At 30.4% G+C, this 16,008-nt stretch carries 14 protein-coding genes; 10 read left to right on the forward strand and 4 right to left on the reverse strand.

Features of this window, described 5'->3' with window-relative positions; all coding sequences use genetic code 11:
• The 3 genes from KQA_RS0217385 to KQA_RS0217395 form a co-directional block, all read left to right on the forward strand.
• The coding region (locus KQA_RS0217385; protein WP_010182873.1) for a TonB-dependent receptor plug domain-containing protein at positions 1-2,114 on the forward strand (2,114 nt) is incomplete at its 5' end.
• Between the two features lie 89 nt (positions 2,115-2,203).
• Complete coding sequence (gene acs / locus KQA_RS0217390) at positions 2,204-4,123, forward strand: acetate--CoA ligase (protein WP_010182874.1); 1,920 nt, start codon at positions 2,204-2,206, stop codon at positions 4,121-4,123.
• Positions 4,110-4,649 carry a GNAT family N-acetyltransferase gene (locus KQA_RS0217395; protein WP_010182875.1) on the forward strand — a complete coding sequence of 180 codons (540 nt, stop codon included), beginning with the start codon at positions 4,110-4,112 and terminating at the stop codon, positions 4,647-4,649. The genes acs and KQA_RS0217395 overlap by 14 nt, the downstream gene beginning before the upstream one ends.
• Positions 4,650-4,674: 25 nt before the next feature.
• Here KQA_RS0217395 and KQA_RS0217400 read toward each other — a convergent pair whose 3' ends face one another.
• Positions 4,675-5,208, reverse strand: coding sequence for a hypothetical protein (locus tag KQA_RS0217400; RefSeq protein WP_157366762.1), 534 nt, complete (start codon positions 5,206-5,208; stop codon positions 4,675-4,677).
• Positions 5,209-5,303: 95 nt separating this feature from the next.
• Between KQA_RS0217400 and KQA_RS0217405 the strand changes: the two genes are divergently transcribed.
• Positions 5,304-6,548 carry a glycosyltransferase gene (locus KQA_RS0217405; RefSeq protein WP_010182879.1) on the forward strand — a complete coding sequence of 415 codons (1,245 nt, stop codon included), beginning with the start codon at positions 5,304-5,306 and terminating at the stop codon, positions 6,546-6,548.
• 6 nt (positions 6,549-6,554) lie between these two features.
• On the opposite strand, the gene KQA_RS0217410 is transcribed toward KQA_RS0217405, so the two are convergent.
• The 3 genes from KQA_RS0217410 to KQA_RS0217420 all read right to left on the reverse strand — a co-directional run bounded on the left by KQA_RS0217410 (position 6,555) and on the right by KQA_RS0217420 (position 9,251).
• Entirely contained in the window at positions 6,555-7,565 is a 1,011-nt protein-coding gene (locus tag KQA_RS0217410) for a metal-dependent hydrolase (protein WP_010182880.1), read from the reverse strand.
• Positions 7,565-8,746, reverse strand: coding sequence for a peptidogalycan biosysnthesis protein (locus KQA_RS0217415; protein ID WP_010182881.1), 1,182 nt, complete (start codon positions 8,744-8,746; stop codon positions 7,565-7,567). The genes KQA_RS0217410 and KQA_RS0217415 overlap by 1 nt, the downstream gene beginning before the upstream one ends.
• A 124-nt stretch (positions 8,747-8,870) precedes the next feature.
• Entirely contained in the window at positions 8,871-9,251 is a 381-nt protein-coding gene (locus KQA_RS0217420; protein ID WP_010182883.1) for a rhodanese-like domain-containing protein, read from the reverse strand.
• A 170-nt stretch (positions 9,252-9,421) separates the two neighbouring features.
• Between KQA_RS0217420 and KQA_RS0217425 the strand changes: the two genes are divergently transcribed.
• The 6 genes from KQA_RS0217425 to KQA_RS0217450 all read left to right on the forward strand — a co-directional run bounded on the left by KQA_RS0217425 (position 9,422) and on the right by KQA_RS0217450 (position 15,878).
• Positions 9,422-10,426 carry a glycosyltransferase gene (locus KQA_RS0217425; protein ID WP_010182884.1) on the forward strand — a complete coding sequence of 335 codons (1,005 nt, stop codon included), beginning with the start codon at positions 9,422-9,424 and terminating at the stop codon, positions 10,424-10,426.
• Positions 10,427-10,575: 149 nt separating this feature from the next.
• Positions 10,576-11,535 carry a CdaR family protein gene (locus tag KQA_RS0217430; protein ID WP_010182885.1) on the forward strand — a complete coding sequence of 320 codons (960 nt, stop codon included), beginning with the start codon at positions 10,576-10,578 and terminating at the stop codon, positions 11,533-11,535.
• 9 nt (positions 11,536-11,544) lie between these two features.
• A complete protein-coding gene (gene coaE, locus KQA_RS0217435) occupies positions 11,545-12,129 on the forward strand; it encodes a dephospho-CoA kinase (RefSeq protein ID WP_010182886.1) in 585 nt (194 codons plus the stop codon).
• Positions 12,130-12,234: 105 nt separating this feature from the next.
• Entirely contained in the window at positions 12,235-13,725 is a 1,491-nt protein-coding gene (locus tag KQA_RS0217440) for a sensor histidine kinase (protein WP_010182887.1), read from the forward strand.
• 5 nt (positions 13,726-13,730) lie between these two features.
• Positions 13,731-14,435, forward strand: a complete 705-nt coding sequence (locus tag KQA_RS0217445) for a response regulator transcription factor (RefSeq protein ID WP_010182888.1) — start codon at positions 13,731-13,733, stop codon at positions 14,433-14,435.
• A gap of 315 nt (positions 14,436-14,750) precedes the next feature.
• Entirely contained in the window at positions 14,751-15,878 is a 1,128-nt protein-coding gene (locus KQA_RS0217450; RefSeq protein WP_010182889.1) for a T9SS type A sorting domain-containing protein, read from the forward strand.
• Positions 15,879-16,008: the final 130 nt, after the last annotated feature.

Below are 16,008 nucleotides of genomic sequence, written 5' to 3' on the forward strand. Positions count from 1 at the left end.
ATACATTTTTTAAAAAGTGTGCAGATCATTTTTTAGAAGAAAAATTACACTTATTAAACGAAGTAGTAATCAAAGAATATATATCATCGGGAGTATCATTAAAAAATGATGGTACTATCCATTTTGATCTCAAAAAGGCAGATATACTAGCAGGCCAAGCAGAACCCGATGTATTGCAAAGTGTGCAATTATTGCCAAGTGTTGAAAGTCCAACAGAAAATGCTACCGATTTATTCATAAGAGGGAGTAGCCCAGATCAAAACCTTATTTTATGGGATGGAATAAAATTATATAATACAGATCATTTTTTTGGGACTTCGACAAACTTGAATACATCCTTAATTAATGATATTAGCATTTATAAAAGTGGTGTAAGTGCCCAATATGGTGATCGAGCTTCGGGGGTGATCGATATTGCATTAGATAAAGAAGTACCCAAAGAAATAGAAGCGAGTTTAGGTTTTAATTTTTTGCATAGTGACTTTTCATTAAAGATACCGGTATCCAAAAAAATAGGTTTTGTAGCCTCAACCCGTAGATCAATTATTGATTTTATAACATCTGATATTTTCAATAATAATTTCACTAGAATTTTTCAGAACTCAAGAATTACTCAAAACAGATTATTTTTTAGTCAGGTACCCAATACAGAACAAGAACAAAACCTTGTTTATGAAGACCATTCAGTGAAAATTATTTATGATATTTCAAAAAAACATACTTTTACTAGTACTTTTTTATATACAAATAATGAATTTAAAGACCGATATAATGCCGTAATAGCTGAAGTTGAAGATCAAATATTAGTAAAAGAATCTTTTTTTGATGAATTAAAAATTGAAAATTTAGGGGTAAATACTTCTTTTAATAGTACGTGGAATAATTCGCTATCTACTAATATAAATTTAAGTTATTCTAATTATGATCTAGATTATCAATCGTTTAGTTTTAATCCATTGTTTTTTAGTTCGTTAAGTTTGATTCGCTTTAATAGTATAAAAGAACATACATTAAATACAAGTATTAATTATCAATTACCAAAGCATATCCTTTTGTCTACAGGATATGAACTGTCAAGTAAACAAGTTAAAACAGGAGTTTTGGATGCTATTTTTGATGATATTATTTCAAACAATAAAAATAAACCAGATCATGCGATTTATGGTCAGTTGAGTTATAATATACTTAATAACATACATATTGATGTAGGGCTAAGATGCAATAAATTTGCAAATTTTGATCGTATTAAGCTAGAGCCACGTTTTTATGCAGAAAAAAAAATAGGTAACAATTTAAGGTTAAATGCAAGTGCCGAAATAAGAAATCAGTCTTTAAATAGGAATCAAATTTTATCGGGGAATGATACAGGCGAAGAAAATGAAATTTGGCAAATTTCAACACAAGATGGTATTCCTTTATTAAACAGTAAGCAATTATCATTTGGAGGATTATTAAAGTATAACTCGTGGATAATTGATGTAGATTTTTATTATAAGAAATTAAAAGGGCTTACAGCTTTTTCACCATTGGCATTCAATTTAGGAGTAGGAGGAGCATTAGAGTCTTTGCATACTGGGACAGGAGATATTAAAGGTTTAGATTTACTTATTAAAAAAAAGATTGCTAATTATGTTACATGGTTTGGTTATACCTATGCAAAAAACGAACAACAGTTTGATGAAATTAACGATGGAGAACCTTTTAAAGCAAGCAATGATATCACTCATTCATTTACATGGTCCAACTTTTATAAGTGGAAAAATTTTCAATTTTCATTAGGCTGGAAATATAGGCTAGGTATTCCTTTTATTTTAATAAAAGATTTTGATGGTATAGATCCCATTATCGAATCTTTTAACAAGGAGCGATTACCAAATTACCATAGGTTAGATTTTTCTGTAACCTATAAAATTGGACTTTCAAAGTTTAATAAAACCAAAAATGCCCAGTTAGGATTATCCATTTTGAATTTATACAATAGAAAAAACATATTGAATAGAAGTTTCACAAACGTAACTATTGAATCTGCTCAAAATTTAGAACGTACTTTGAGTGAAATAAATTCAGAATCTTTAGGGATAACTCCTAATTTATTTGTTCGATTTAATTTTTAATCTGGATTAAAAATATTTTGTTTTATTTGTCTTAAAAATTGTAGATATTTAAGCAATTAACACAAACGTTTTAGTAAAGTCAATTTTCTATGGAAATCCCTAATAATCTTCAAGTAAAAAGTTTTGCAGAGTATAAGCAGTGGTATCAAAAAAGTGTAACTCATCCAGAAGAATTTTGGGAAGCAATTGCTGGTAAATTTTATTGGAGAAAAAAATGGGAGACTACTTTGGAATATGATTTTAATATTCCAAAGGTGGAGTGGTTTAAAGGTGGTAAACTCAATATTACCGAAAATTGTTTGGACAGGCATTTGAAAACGATAGGAAATAAAACCGCTATTATTTGGGAGCCAAACGACCCAGATGAGGAAACACGCCATATTACTTATAGACAGTTGTACGTAAAAGTATCTCATTTTGCTAATGTGTTAAAAAATAATGGAATCAAAAAAGGGGATCGTGTTTGTATTTATATGCCTATGATTCCCGAATTGGCTATTGCGATGTTAGCTTGTGCCAGAATTGGTGCCATTCATTCTATAGTTTTTGCAGGTTTTTCCAGCACTGCAATAGCGAGTCGCATTAATGATGCTGGATGTAAAATGTTAATTACAGCCAATGAAGTATACAGAGGAACTAAGCCAGTGGCTTTAAAAAGTATTTGTGACGAAGCTTTACAACATACTCCTTGTATTGAAACGGTTATTGTATACCGAAGAACAGTAGAGCCAACACCAATGAAACCTGGACGTGATAAGTTTTGGTTTGATGAATTACAAAAAGTGGCTAAGGAGTGTGAAGCAGAGGAAATGGATGCCGAAGATGAATTATTTATTTTATACACCTCGGGGTCTACCGGAAAACCAAAAGGAATGGTACATACCACAGGGGGGTATATGGTAGGAAGTACTTTTTCATTTCAAAATGTATTTCAATTAGGAGCAAATGATGTATACTGGTGTACTGCGGATATAGGTTGGATAACAGGACATTCGTATATAATTTATGGACCATTAGCAGCTGGTGCGACTACTGTAATGTTCGAAGGGGTACCTAGTTATCCCGATTATGGTCGTTTTTGGGAAATTTGTAATAAACTTAAAGTAACTCATTTTTATACAGCGCCAACCGCTATTAGGGCTTTGGCAAAACAATCGTTAGATTTTGTTAAAAAGCATGATTTATCAAGTTTAAAAGTTTTAGGAAGCGTAGGAGAACCTATTAATGAAGAGGCATGGCATTGGTATAATGATCATATAGGTAAAGGGAATTGTCCTATAGTTGATACGTGGTGGCAAACCGAAACAGGAGCTATAATGATTTCTCCGTTGGCCGGAATAACACCTACCAGACCCACATTTGCCACCTTACCTTTACCTGGAGTTCAACCCGTATTAATGGATGCCAATGGAGAACCAATTCCATTAAAACCACAACAATCCGAAGGTCGATTAGCTATTCAATTCCCTTGGCCATCAATGGCTAGGACTGTTTATGGAAACCATGAGCGTTACAAGCAAGTGTATTTTTCACAGTTTCCAGGAAATTATTTTACTGGTGATGGTGCGTATCGAGATGCAAGTGGAAATTACCGAATAACCGGAAGAGTCGATGATGTAGTTATTGTTTCTGGTCATAATTTAGGAACAGCCCCCATTGAAAATTCAATTAACGAACATATGGCTGTAGCAGAATCTGCTATAGTTGGTTTTCCTCATGAGATTAAAGGAACAGCATTATGTGCCTATGTTACTTTGCATGATAATTACAAAGCTTCATCAGACTTAATTAATGAAATAAAAATTCAAATAGCCAATACCATAGGTGCCATAGCTAAACCTGATATAGTGGTGTTTGTTAATGCATTACCCAAAACACGGAGTGGAAAAATTATGCGTCGCATACTCCGAAAAATAGCTTCCAATGAAACGGATAGTTTAGGAGATACGTCGACTTTATTAAATCCAGACGCTGTTGAGCAAATAATAGTAGCTTATGCAAATGCCTAATTGTCATTTTCCAGAACTTGTAACGAGTAGATTTTTTTTAAAACAGTTTCAAAATAAAGATGTGGAAAATGTTTTTAAAGGTTTATCTAATCCTAAAGTAATTAAATATTATGGAGTAAGTTTTTCTAGTTTGGAAGCTACAAAAGAGCAAATGCAATGGTATCATAATTTAGAAAAGACAACAACAGGTATTTGGTGGGCAATTTGCGATGAGCAATCAGGTTTTTATGGGGCTATTGGTTTAAGTGATATAAACAAAGAACGTAAAAGTGCCGAGATAGGTTTTTGGTTATTACCAAAATATTGGGGGAAAGGTATTATTAAAGAGTGTATGCCAGAAGTTTTAAAATATTCTTTTCAAAAAAGAGGTTTATTTATAATTGAAGCATTTGTGGAAACAGAAAATTTGAATTGTTATAAAGTCCTGAAAAAAATGGATTTTGACTATGAAAAGACAATAATAAATGCTGAAATTAAAAATGGAAAAACAATCAATATAGCTGTTTTTTCAAAAACCAATAACTAATTTCCATTGTATAAGTAATATCGTTTTACATGCAAGTTGCAGGTGGATTTTCACCCAATTCTTCCAAAAAAGTACTTCTTTCAATAATAAAGTTGAGGTAGGCTATTACTCTTTTATCAGCAAAATTACCGGTACTTTGGTATTGGATTGTCTTTCTACCTGCAGGAGTGGTGTATTCTAAAATATAGAAATCACCCATTGGAAATAATTCAGGATCATTTATTTCTGTAGTTGGGATATCTCGAATACCTCGAGCAATATTTCTAACTTCGTCAGCAATCGAAGCCTGTGTTGAACTAGCAAGAAATGGACATTCAAAAAAAGTCCAAAGTCCATCAGCGGGGATTGAATTGTTATTGTCCGATTTAAAAACTCCTTCGTCAGTTAATTTAAACACAGAAACACAATCGGCTCCAGGACAAATTTTAGAGGCTCTACCAAAAGTAATTCCTTCGCTAAAATCTATGTTAAGAACATCTTCTGGTAAAACTATATCGTCATTATCATCTCCACAACTAAAGGCAAGTAGTAAACTAAATATAAGGGCAATTTTCTTCATAGTCATTGTATTCCTGTATTTGGGTTTGGAAATTTACAAAAAGTTAGGATCAGTTCTATATTTCTAACTACATTGTGTTCAAAAAATTATATAGATTGTCAGAAAAAAGCTCAAAATTACTTATTATTGGTCATGTTTGGCCTCAACCTAATGCTACGGCAGCAGGGGAACATATGCTTCATTTAATTCATTTTTTTAAGGATTTAAAATATCAGATTTTTTTTGTTAGCGCTGCACAGCAACCTAGTGATTTTAACGTATTCGAAAATTTAGTAATACAAACAGCTTCAGTAGCTATAAATGATGACAATTTTGATACGCTCCTTTTAGATTATGCGCCCGATGTAGTATTATTTGATCGCTTTATGGTTGAAGAACAATTTAGCTGGCGAGTTAAAAAAGAGTGTCCAAATGCTATTCGAATTTTGGATACCGAGGATCTTCACTTCTTGCGAAAGCAAAGACAAAAAGCGCTTAATACTATTACTACTACTACTACTACTACTACTATTGTTGATTCATTATCTGATCAAGCTAAACGAGAGCTTGCTAGTATGTATCGGTGTGATTTGAATTTAATGATTTCATTAAAAGAGATTGACATTTTAACAACAACGTATAATTTTCCCAAGCACTTATTACATTACATTCCATTACTAAGTGACAAGGTTGAGAATGATTTGTTTATCCCTTTTAATGAACGAAAGGATCTAGTTTTTGTAGGGAATTTTTTGCATGAACCTAATTGGCATGCAGTACAAATACTAAAAAAGGAAATTTGGCCTGTATTATCAAAAAAAATACCCAATGTTAAATTACATATTTATGGTGCATATGCTACCGAAAAAAATTATCAGTTGCATAATGAAAAGCAAGGCTTTTTGGTACATGGATATGTTAAAGATTTAGAAGCAGTTTTAGAAAAAAGTAGTCTATTATTAGCGCCTTTATATTTTGGAGCAGGGCAAAAGGGAAAATTACTTAAAGCAATGCAATGTGGGACACCAACAGTAACCACTTCTTTAGGAGCCGAAGCCATGCAGTTTGATAAATTATGGCCTGGTGCTATTGCCGATGATATAAATGATTTTATTGAACGTGTGATTACTTTGTATACAGATGCATATCAATGGAATAAAGCACAACAGAATATTGCAGAATTGGTGAATTCTCATTATTTATACAACACACATTTTAATTTTTTTAAAGAAAAATTGGTAGAACTAATTGAAAACATCACAATTCATAGAACTAAGAATATAACAGGTCAAATTTTGTGGCATCAGAGTATGCGTAGTACCGAGTTTATGAGTCGATGGATTATTGAAAAGAATAAATAATGAAGCCTATTTTTTACCTAAAATTCGTGTAAATAGTTTGTTCATTAAAGCTGTAGCTTTACCCATATCTCGTTTACGTTCTTCTGCTTGTAATTTTCCGTATTGATCGTAATAAAGTTTATAACAAAATACAAACTGATCATCTTTTTCTCCAGTTCCAAATAATCCAAAACGAAGATCATTAAAATATAAGTCATTTCCAGACTTTTCAATAGTATACCATCCTTGGGTCAGTTGAATTAAGCGTATAATTAGTGGATGACTTTTTAGATCTCCTAGCAATTGATGATTTTTAGGATAGCTAGTAAATTTAATAGGCGCTTTACCATCAAATAAAGAATAATCACCAATTAAAAAATGGTCCTTCGTTTCAATATTAGCATTCCATAAAATACTATTTAAAGGTGTTGGTTTAGTTTGAATTTCAATATACGAAAGTTGTTGCTCTTTTAAATTATCGGAAAAAATACCATAAGTATACCATTTGATCAATAATGTGATAAGCATATAAGTACTACTCATAATTATTCCCAGGTTATTTATTTTGTTTCGTTTAGGATGCGTACGCTTATAACACATTGCCCAAATAACACATATTAAAAAGGGAAGGGTGTAAAGTGGATCTACAACAAAAATATTTTTGAATGATACTTTGTAGGGGTGTGGCCAAAATAATTGAGTTCCCCAAGTGGTAAAAGCATCTAGAATAGGATGTGTAATTAATCCCCAAAACATCAATTTAGTCCAGTCCTTCCAGGTAGCCTCTTTTGTTTTATAAAGCCGAGTTATTAGCCACCCAAATAAAGGAGCGAATAATACACAAAATATGATAGAGTGTGAAAAACCGCGATGAAGTTCATTTGCGGTAACGGTATCCGTGAAAAATTTAACGAGTACATCCAAATCGGGGATGGTACCAGCAATAGCTCCCCAAAGTATGGCTTTATTACCTGCTTTTTTACCAATGCAAGCCTCACCAACTGCAGCACCTAATACAATTTGAGTAAGTGAATCCATTAAATTTGTTTTGCTTTAAATGGATTGCGTACTTCATAATCACTAGGCGAAATCAATTCGACTAAAGGTTTTAATAAGGTATTTGAAATGGAGTTTCGGTGCCTTATATATAATTTCATATCTACTGGCTTAGCTCCAACAGTACTTTTAATAGTTTCAGCAGTTCTTCCTAATCTTAACTCTTTTACTTTTTTGTGAATGGCCATATGCACATAATCATAAAGAATGCGTTGATAGATGGCGTGTGATTTGTTATAAGTATAGTCAATACCTATATGGTTTGCTTCAATAACGTTGTTAAGTAAAAAAGCAGTTGAAAAAGCGACTAGTTTTTCTTTTAAAAAATAAGCTTTAAAAATAAATTTTGTGTTAAGTGTTTCTTTTAAGCTTTTAAAAGTAGCAATGTTTTGTTCCCCTATTTTAAAGTCGGCATTTTCTAACACCGAAGAGTATAAATTTGAAATATCTTCTTTGTATTGTTCTATGTCTTTCGAAGAAAAATCCCTAATAAGTAAGTCTTCAGATTTTTTAAATACCGTTTTAACACGTGTTCTAAATTTAGTACGCATGCTGGCTAAATAATCGTCAAAAGTCTCCCAATTTTGAAGTTCAAGTACCATATTAACATCAACTTTAAATTCCCTAAAATCATACAATTTCATTTGGTCACTTTCAGAAAATGATCGAGGCCAAAATTCTTTTAATAAAATAAAAGAAGGTTTATTTTCATTTTGACGTAATTTACGCAAAGCATTAGATAAGCTTTCAAAGGCAGTTTTGGCAGTAATAAGTTCTTTATTGTATTTAAAACCATATTCGCCACAGGCAAATAAATTACCACAAGTAAGCACACTTACATCTAAATTTGATATAAATTTATTTTTTACAGAATCACCTACTTTACAAGGGAACTCTTGAAACTGTAATTGATCTGAGTTAAAATTAAAAAGTTGGGTAATGGCAAAAGCAACAGGTGTTGTTTTATGATAAAATAAAATGTACTTAAATTCGATATTTTCCGATAAGGTTTGCTCAGCTATTTTTAAATAGTTTAATGAAAAGAAAATGCACTGATCATCATTAACCGTATTCCAATCCTTTTCAGGAATTAAAGTACAGTTATCATAATAGTTATAAGTAAGTGAAGATACGTTACACTTAGTAATTATTTTATGGAGCATAGTAAGCTTCTGTTGCCAATGAATTTAATCATTCGAATAATTTATACCATATCTAAAATACAGTAATTTTTTATAGAGCTTATTAAAAATGTAAGATTTCTCGGTAATGTATTTTTGAAATACATTATTTAAAGGTCATTTGACTCCATAATTTCCACCCGCCAGAAAAGTCATAAATGTATTTAAAATTTAAATCTCTAAGAATGGCACTAGCTACTTTACTTCGGTAACCCGAATGACAGTATACATAAATGGGTTTATTTTTATTCAAATGTTGTACTTGCTGTTTAAACTTTTCCTTATTTTCAATAGGAATATTTATGGCCCGTTCAATAGCGCCACTACTAAATTCTTTTTTTGTACGAACGTCTACCAATTGAATGGTTTCGCTGATGTTTATTTCATTTTTTAAAGTAGCAAAACCTACACGTTGAAGTGCTTTTGTTTGTTGCCCCATACATGTAGAAACTATAGCAAGTGCAATAAGTAAAAATATTTTTTTCATAATTTTAAGTTGAGTGTTTTAAGTACTGTGTTTAAGCTTGGTATTTTGTAAAATTAATTGATAATAACTTATAAAATGGTGAATTGTTATATTTTAATAATTAATTTTTTTAGAAGATGTTACAACTCGCAAAAGTAAAATTGTAAATTCGCTTTTTATAGCAGCAAAAATTGAAACAATCTCCATTTTTTTCATTTATAATTCCTGTATATAATCGTCCAAATGAAATTGAAGAATTATTGGACAGTATGCTTGGACTCAATTATTCAAAACCTTTTGAAATTGTTATTGTTGAAGATGGTTCAACGGATACTTCTGAAGCGATCATCTCAAATTACACAAGCCAACTTTTAATTAGCTATTATTTTAAAAATAATACAGGGCCAGGTGATTCTCGTAATTATGGAATGAAAAAGGCCAAAGGAGCATATTTTTTAATTTTAGATAGTGATGTAATTCTACCTCCTAATTATTTATTAGAAGTAGAAAGTTCATTGGATGATCAATATGTGGATTGTTTTGGAGGGATTGATAATGCTCATGATTCATTTACCGATTTGCAAAAGGCTATTAATAGTGTGATGACTTCTTTTTTAACTACAGGAGGTATACGTGGTAGGGGGGAACAATTAGGTAAATTTCAACCTCGTAGTTTTAATATGGGGTTATCCAAAAAAGCTTTTGAAGCATCAAAAGGTTTTGGGAAAATACATCCTGGAGAAGATCCAGATTTAAGTATGCGTTTATGGGACTTAGGTTTTGAAACGTCCTTATTTAATAAGGTGACGGTTTTTCATAAACGAAGAATATCATGGAATAAATTTTTGATTCAGGTGACAAAATTTGGTAAGTGTCGACCAATTTTAAATAGTTGGCATAAAGGGAGTAGTAAAATTACATATTGGTTCCCTACATTATTTTGCTTTGGAACATTGGTAGCGTGTATTTTAGCCTTATTCTCATTTTTTTGGCCTCTTATTTTAGTAGGTGCGTATGTATTGTTATTATTTTTTGAAACCTTATTTGTTTATAAAAGTTTTAAAATTGCTGTAATGAGTGTTTGGGCTATGTGTATACAATTTTATGGTTACGGAAAAGGTTTTTTTATATCATTTGTTAAAGTAAGCTTATTAAAAATGGTTCCGGAAAAGGCATTCCCTAAATTATTCTTTTAGTTCCTCCTCATTACTATTAGCTATTCTTAGTAAGTGATGTTGTTAATATCATAAAATATTAAATCATTTTTTTAAAAGCATATGTAAAGAACTTACCTGTAGGTTGTTTATTTTTGTATTCGCCCTATAAAATTGAATCCTTGCATAATATGGATAATAAAGAAAAAAAAGAAGCCAATAAAAAACATAAGAATTACAGGACTTATTTTATTTTTCTTGGTTTTACTGCTTTTTTGTGGTTTTCACTTCAGTTTTCAAAAAATTATTCGCAAGAAGTTACATTTAATATCAATTACAAGCAATTACAGAATCAAAAAGCAGTAAAGCCTTCAAGTGATAAGGAGGTTAAAATGGTTTTAAATGGAAGCGGATTACAATTATTAAAGTATACTTTTTTTAATCATAGTATTGATTTGGATGCACGTAAGGCAGATAATACAAATGATAGTCATGCTTTTTTTACAGGGAAACGCATGCATGATATTTTAAAATCAAGCTTAGGTTATGAAGGAGAAATTTCACATGTTTTTAAAGATACATTGCATGTGTATTATGATGTTTATGAAGATAAAAAAATCCCTTTAAAAATAAACTCAACTATTAATTACGCTTCAGGGTATACTTCTATAAAAGGAGTGACATCCGAGGATAAGGAAATTTTAGTTACAGGTCCTAAAAGTGTTTTGGATACATTGAAATTTATAGCTACAGATGTGTTAAAGTTAGATGATATTAAGACTGATTACCAAGGAATTTTAACAATATCAAAAAATAAATTACCTGAAAATTTGAAATTTGAAAAAAAGGAAATAAATATAGACTTAATTGTAGATAAATTGACCGAAGGAGAATTTCAAGTACCCATTACTTTATTAAATGTTCCTAAAAATGTAAGGGTTCAATTATTCCCTAAACAAGTTGGTGTTGTATTTAGTGTCACATTAAAGGATTATCCAAAATTAACTGCATTAGATTTTAGTATAACAGCAAATATGATCAAGGCTGAGCCAAATACAACATCATTGCTTTTAAAATTAGATAAAATCCCCAACTTTGTTTACAATGCACGCTTAATGAAAAAAGAAGTGCAATATGTTGTTATTAAATAAAGAAATAATATGGTTGTCGGTTTAACAGGAGGTATTGGGAGTGGGAAAACATATGTAGCTGAAATATTTAAAAGCCTAGGTGTTCCAGTTTACATTGCAGATATAGAAGCAAAAAAATTGATGCATACTAATGCAGAAGTTAAAAAAGCTATTAGTCTACTGTTCGGAAAAGAAGCCTATAAAGAAGGTCTATTAAATAGAAAATTTATATCCAATCAAGTATTTAAGCATAAAAGCTTATTGGAACAATTGAATGCTATTGTACATCCTGCTGTTGCCAAACATTTTGATGAATGGTATAGTTCACAGAATTTTGATTTTGTTATTAAGGAGTCTGCTATTTTGTTTGAAACTGGTGGGGATAAAAAATGTGATAAAACAGTTCTTGTCATGGCACCCGAGGAAATTCGTATTGAGCGCGTCATGAATAGAGATCAAATCACTGAAAATGAAGTGAGAGCTAGAATAAAAAATCAATGGGATGATGAAAAAAAGAAAAAATTGGCGGACTATATAATTGATAACATTGATACTTATTATGTTAAAAAACAAGTAAATAAGCTTTTTTTAACATTAAAAAATGATTTTATCTAAAAAATTAACTCTTGTTAACTTTAGGTTAAAGCTAATTTTTGGTAAGTCTATAATTCCTATTTTTACCCGATGAATAAACGCTTTTCAACTTTATTATTAGTCCTTATGACGATCTCCTTAGCAGGTATTATCTGCGTTCAGGGGTATTGGATAAGTGATACGATACAAAGTAATGAAGAGCATTTTTCTTTCAATGCTAATGAGTCATTAGGTATTGTGGCTAAAAAAATTAATGAGCGAGAGTTTATTCGTTATTTCTATCCTTTAAAACATGCCATTGATAGCATAAAAACAAATAAGAAAAATTACAATGAAGCTTGTTTAATTAAATCAGTTAATTCGGAGCTTAACAATGAGACAAAAAAAGTAAAAGCGCCACTTACAAAAGAAATTAAAGCGGTAATGGATAGTATAGCTAATTCATTAGCAGCAAACAATAAATTATATTGGAGGCACCATATTGGTGCTAAGGAAAGGTTAGATCAGTTAGCAACCACAGCTAGTTATGAATATTTTTTATATCAAAACCTAATTAAAGAATACACTAGTAAAATACCTATAAATAAACGAGTTCAAAAAAGTGAAATTAATCAATTCTTAACGCGAGAACTTGAAAAAAGAGGCGTAAAAGTGAATTTTGAGTTCAGTATTTACGAAAATGAGACTAGTACTATCGTAAAATCAGAGAATTTTTATATCGCCTCTCAAGGGATGTACCGAACACCTATTTTTGAGGATGATGAGGGAAAGACTAATTTATATTTGGTAGTAAATTTTTTAGGTAAAAATAGTTTTGTGTGGTCATCCATCCTCTCCATGGTGTTATTGTCTTCATTGTTGGTATTAGTCATATTGGGGACTTATTTTTATGCCTACAAGCAAATTATTAATCAACGGAAAATATCTGAAATAAAAACAGATTTTATTAATAATATGACTCATGAATTAAAGACTCCAATTGCTACCATAAATTTAGCTTTGGACTTTATGAAAAATGAAAAAGTGGCAGATGATTCTGACATGAGGAAAAGATATTTACAAATGATTCGTTTTGAAAATGATAGAATTCATGATCAAGTAGAAAGTGTACTTAGAATCTCACACCTTGAACATAATGAATTATTAATTAATAAAGGGGCAATAAATTTTCATGAAATAATAGAAAAAGCCATAACACATGTAAAGCTTAATGTTGATAAAGAAAAGGGATATATAAAAACACACTTAAATGCCTCAAAAAAATCAATTTTTGCTAGTGATGAGCATATTACAAATGTGATAGTCAATGTTTTAGATAATGCTGTTAAATATACAAATGATAGCCCCAAGATTGATATTTTTACTGAAAATACAAAAAATAGTATTATATTAAAGGTTGCAGACCAAGGAATTGGAATGAGCAAATACTGTAGAGAAAAAGTTTTTGATAACTTTTTTAGAATGCCTACAGGCGATGTTCATAACGTCAAAGGTTACGGTTTGGGACTTAGTTATGCGAAAAAAATTATAGAAGATCATCAGGGTAAAATTTTAGTTAAAAGTTCAAAAGGAAAAGGGACTACGTTAATTATACAATTACCTTTAATAACATCATAGAAATTATGGAAAGTGAAAACAAAAAAATACTTTTAGTTGAAGACGATCCAAACTTTGGAACAATTTTGAAAGACTATTTGACCATTAATAATTATGAGGTAACTCATGCCAAAAATGGAATGGAAGGTTTTGAAAAGTTTAAAAGAGACAACTTTAACCTTTGTATTTTGGATGTTATGATGCCTTACAAAGACGGTTTTACTTTAGCTAAAGAGATTAAGGATAAAAACAAGAACATACCAATTATTTTCCTTACAGCAAAAGCAATGAAAGAGGATGTGCTAAAAGGCTATAAAGTTGGTGCAGATGATTATCTAAACAAACCTTTTGATAGTGAGGTGCTTTTGATGAAAATTAAAGCAATTATGCAACGTAAAATTGTTGATAATGAAGTTGAAAGTAAGCAAGTTGAGTTTGAAATTGGTAAATTTCATTTTAATTCAAGGTTACGTTTTCTTACCTATATGAAGGAAGATCCCGTAAAATTATCTCCTAAAGAAAATGATTTGTTACGTTTGTTAGGATTAAATTTGAATGATTTAATGACACGTGAACTTGCGCTAACAAAGATATGGAGAGATGATAATTATTTTACTTCACGTAGTATGGATGTGTACATAGCCAAACTTCGTAAATACTTAAAGAAAGACGGGAATGTTGAGATTTTAAACATTCATGGTGAAGGATTTAGATTAGTTGTAAAAAAATAATAGCACTTTTTATTAATAAAAAGTCATTTAGATATATAAAGAGCACCATTTTATGGTGCTTTTTTATGGAATAATAATTAAGATTTCTTTGTTTAAAATAATAAATTGCTAAAATTAAGTGTAAATAATAAACAGATTATAATTGATTTATACTACTTTTTGTGAAAGAAATAAATTTTATTTAATTACGTTTTATTTTAAGAAAATTTATGGTTATTAGTAATTTAAAAGCTTTAATATTATAATTGTATAGTATCAATATTTTAACTCAATTTTTTTACTATATTTTTAAAAAAAAACTAAAACTACACACAAATGAACATTAATTTAAAATTTTTATCTGTACTATTACTAATAGTCACAGCTACTCAAGCTATTGCTCAACCTATGCCACCCAATGGAATGAAATGGGAAGTTGTAAACGAGATGACTGATGAATTCAATAATGGTTTTGATGACAATAAATGGGTAAGAGTATTATGGAATTATGGAGGAACACCAACTAGAATGATTGCTGAAAATTCTGGAGTAACTGACGGGAACTTATGGATTAAAGCAACACTTGGACCAGAGCCTTTATGGTTTCAAAGTTCCAGAGTATATTCCAAAGCAGAAATTAAGTACCCAATGTATACGGAATGTAGCATTATAACAGCACATATATCTGCCTATAATACATTTTGGTTAAATAAAGGAGACATTAACAATAGAGATGAAATTGATGTGATAGAAAATAACTCTAGACCTAGTTGTGGATGTCAACCTAATTTTCCTTGGCAAATGAATTCTCAATATTTTCATGCTGAAAATGGTGAGGCTAACACTATTAGAAATAAAGGGAATTATGATAATAGAAGATTATCAGATGACAACCCCAAAAAAGGAATTGCATGGAATGAAACTTATCATACTGTAGGTGTTTGGTGGAAAGATGAAAGAAATATTACATTTTATTTAGATGGAGAAGAAGCAGGTAGTGTTGTTGTCGGACAGCATAATAATGGTCAGTTTTTTGAAGAAAGAATTTTTACTAGAAATCAACAACTTATCTGGGATTTATGGACAAGAGACGCAGATTGGTTAGGAGGACTAGCTGATAAATCTCATTTATCAGATGATAGTATTAATACGATGCGTGTGGATTGGGTACATACATTTAAACTTGTTGAAGATACTACATTGAGTAATTTTGATGTTTCGAATCCAGCCGAGTTAGCTACGGTTTATCCAAATCCAGTAAATGATGAATTAAATATTTATATGGTTGATTTAAATAAAGGAGCAACAGCTACTTTGTATGATAATAATGGTCGTTTAATTTTAACAGAAGAATTAAAGAGTGATAAAGACCAAGTATCTTTAAGTGAGTTAGCTAAGGGAATTTATTATTTGAAAATTAAAAATGGGAATTCAGAAAGTTATAAATCGATAGTTAAAGAATAAATTAATAATTCTAATTTTTTATTAGAATAAACACCAAAAAAGGGAATCAATTTTATGTTTGATTCCCTTGGCGCATTCAGAGAATGCTTGATTCTCAAAAATTATACATAAAAAATCCAAAATTTGATAA

The organism is Aquimarina agarilytica ZC1, assembly GCF_000255455.1.
Classification (GTDB): domain Bacteria; phylum Bacteroidota; class Bacteroidia; order Flavobacteriales; family Flavobacteriaceae; genus Aquimarina; species Aquimarina agarilytica.

Coding starts and splice junctions, on each gene's coding strand:
- KQA_RS0217400 (WP_157366762.1), bottom strand. CDS start 5,208: ATGAAGAAAATTGCCCTTATATTTAGTTTACTACTTGCCTTTAGTTGT.
- KQA_RS0217415 (WP_010182881.1), bottom strand. CDS start 8,746: ATGCTCCATAAAATAATTACTAAGTGTAACGTATCTTCACTTACTTAT.
- KQA_RS0217450 (WP_010182889.1), top strand. CDS start 14,751: ATGAACATTAATTTAAAATTTTTATCTGTACTATTACTAATAGTCACA.
- KQA_RS0217410 (WP_010182880.1), bottom strand. CDS start 7,565: ATGGATTCACTTACTCAAATTGTATTAGGTGCTGCAGTTGGTGAGGCT.
- acs (WP_010182874.1), top strand. CDS start 2,204: ATGGAAATCCCTAATAATCTTCAAGTAAAAAGTTTTGCAGAGTATAAG.
- KQA_RS0217420 (WP_010182883.1), bottom strand. CDS start 9,251: ATGAAAAAAATATTTTTACTTATTGCACTTGCTATAGTTTCTACATGT.
- KQA_RS0217430 (WP_010182885.1), top strand. CDS start 10,576: ATGGATAATAAAGAAAAAAAAGAAGCCAATAAAAAACATAAGAATTAC.
- KQA_RS0217445 (WP_010182888.1), top strand. CDS start 13,731: ATGGAAAGTGAAAACAAAAAAATACTTTTAGTTGAAGACGATCCAAAC.
- coaE (WP_010182886.1), top strand. CDS start 11,545: ATGGTTGTCGGTTTAACAGGAGGTATTGGGAGTGGGAAAACATATGTA.
- KQA_RS0217440 (WP_010182887.1), top strand. CDS start 12,235: ATGACGATCTCCTTAGCAGGTATTATCTGCGTTCAGGGGTATTGGATA.
- KQA_RS0217395 (WP_010182875.1), top strand. CDS start 4,110: ATGCAAATGCCTAATTGTCATTTTCCAGAACTTGTAACGAGTAGATTT.